Origin of the sequence: Mesonia oceanica (genome assembly GCF_902499555.1) — a bacterium.
Taxonomy (GTDB): domain Bacteria; phylum Bacteroidota; class Bacteroidia; order Flavobacteriales; family Flavobacteriaceae; genus Mesonia; species Mesonia oceanica.
In genome coordinates this window covers 1-2241 of the sequence record NZ_CABVMM010000042.1, presented here as the reverse complement: position 1 = coordinate 2241, position 2241 = coordinate 1, and the positions used below count along the sequence as shown (strand labels likewise).

Annotated in this window: 2 protein-coding genes; both read left to right on the top strand. The window is 30.2% G+C overall.

What is annotated here, in order from left to right; genetic code table 11:
- Nucleotides 1–399 precede the first annotated feature (399 nt).
- Complete coding sequence (locus FVB9532_RS19195) at nucleotides 400–987, top strand: hypothetical protein (RefSeq protein WP_150546798.1); 588 nt, start codon at nucleotides 400–402, stop codon at nucleotides 985–987.
- A gap of 574 nt (nucleotides 988–1561) precedes the next feature.
- Nucleotides 1562–1978: a contact-dependent growth inhibition system immunity protein gene (locus tag FVB9532_RS19190; RefSeq protein ID WP_150546797.1), complete on the top strand. Its 417-nt coding sequence runs from the start codon at nucleotides 1562–1564 to the stop codon at nucleotides 1976–1978.
- Nucleotides 1979–2241 lie beyond the last annotated feature (263 nt).

Sequence of the window (2241 nt, the reverse complement as noted above, 5' to 3'; positions counted from 1 at the left end):
GTACGAAATCTGTGTAGAAAAGAGCGGGGATTTTCAATGTTGACGAAGTCTAAAGCTTCTGCGTATATAATAACCTTATTCCGCTCTTTTGTTCTTTCTGATTTATAGTTTAAATTTAATAAGAATCAAACTTAAGACGTATAAAATTAATTACTTGGTTCTAGACTACTTACGAAAATCCTCGCGGATTTTCTACCAGCCTGCCGGCTGGCAGGTTCGGTTTTTATTTGCAAAATTAGGTACTTAAACACACCGATAATCATACACAATCACGTTACCACACATTTGAGAAAAACGCATTTCATATCGATAATTTTAGTTTTAAACACATTCTTTTCGTTTGCCCAAAACAAAATTGAATTGTTTTCCAATGATTGTAATGAAGAAAATGGTTTTACTATGTTTAAACTAGACAGAGCAAAACCAAAAATTCTGACCAACCAAAAATTTGAACAAACTGAAAAATACTGGGGAAATGAAAAAATGATTATCGTAAATAGCTCTGACTTTTTAAGAATCGAGTACACAAATATTTTTGTACAGCAAATCGACACGACTTTCACAAACGCAAAGGAATTGACTGAAATAAAAATCTGTGTAAATAAATACAAAGATTACGATAAGAAATCTTTAATTAAAGAATCAATTAAAAACAATGAAAGTTGGGTTTTAATTTCATCTTGGGGACATCAGACTTTTGAATCTGACAAACTGATTTTAAAGCCTAAAAATGGATTTTTAAAATATAAATATTACAAAAATGGTAAAACAATAAAGCGTGGAAAAATAAAAATAACGGAATCTGTTATTAACAAAATAGCTTTGTTTGAGCGTAAACTGAATTTAATGCAGAATGCTGACAATTCTTGTAATTTCGGAATTAGTTATAATCTCGACAACGGAACTGAAAAAATTAATTTTCAAGACGACAGTTGTTCTGGATTTTCGAATGAACATTTGTTAACTGAATTAAAAATAATAGAATAAAAAAAACGTGTGGTAACACAGTGCATAATTAATGGCTAGTCCTCGCCTACTTACGAAAATCCTCTCGGATTTTCTATCTGGTGTTTGTTTACTAAATTAGGTGCTGGCCACCGCACCTAATCATACACCAAAAGTTGGCAAACATTTAAAACAATCTAATACAAAAGTTAATCATTGGAATACTTTTTATATCTATCACCTTAATTGGATGCAATAATGTAGTTCGAGTAAATGATAAAAAAGAGGAAAACACGAGAACCTTTAACAAATCTGATTTAACTGAATCGGAGAATTATAATGGAATTAAAACTTATGAGGAAGGAAAAACACTTGCAGAAAAGGAACTTAAAGAAGGTAAAATAAAATATATTTTTAGCGGATTTGGAAGTAGACAAGAATTACCAAAGAATCTTAAAAAATTATACGGAATTGAAATTATAAAAGTTAAAGGAGTTCTCGGAATACCGAATGACTGCTATAATGACGTAATGTATAAGCAAATTCAACAAAAATTCGGAAATGATGCTTTTAATAAAGCAATGGAATAGAAACTTTAGTAAATTAGAATTGCACTATGAAACTCGAGAATAATTGGAAATATAAGACTTTAGAAAATTTAGAAAAAAGAAAAAGTCCTGAACCGCCTTATATAAGCAATCTAGTTAGAAAATGTAGCGAATTAGATAAAAAACAACTGATTGAATTCAGTACAGAAGATTTAAGGTTAATGATTAATCAAAGTTTTAGTTTAAATTATTTAATTCCTTTAGCTATAGAAAAGCTTGAAGAAAATATACTTGCTGAAGGACATCTTTATGAAGGAGATTTATTAAATGCTGTCTTGACATCTGATATGAATTATTGGAAACGAGAAAAAATGAACTATGAAATTGTACATAAATTATTTGATAAAAATCAGGAAAAAGTAAAAGATAGTAATTTAGGGAAAGACCTATTTAAAAGTTATAAAGAGTTTAAAAAATTGGATTAAAAAAACGATTTGCCAACAACGGCTATAGTTCATTGCTTCTCACTTTCCTATCGGAAAGTCCTCGCAAATTTGCTATCCCTACCCGCTGGCTGGCAGGTTCGGTTTATGGCGGAAAATCCTCGCGGATTTTCACGCAACAAAACCATAGCCAAACACGTTGGCGGTAATTAAACCCAAATCTGAATGAGACAACAAATAACTGTTGATAAAGCAATAAAAAGAGGACATTTAATAGTGAATGTTCCTGTATTTATTGCAATTAT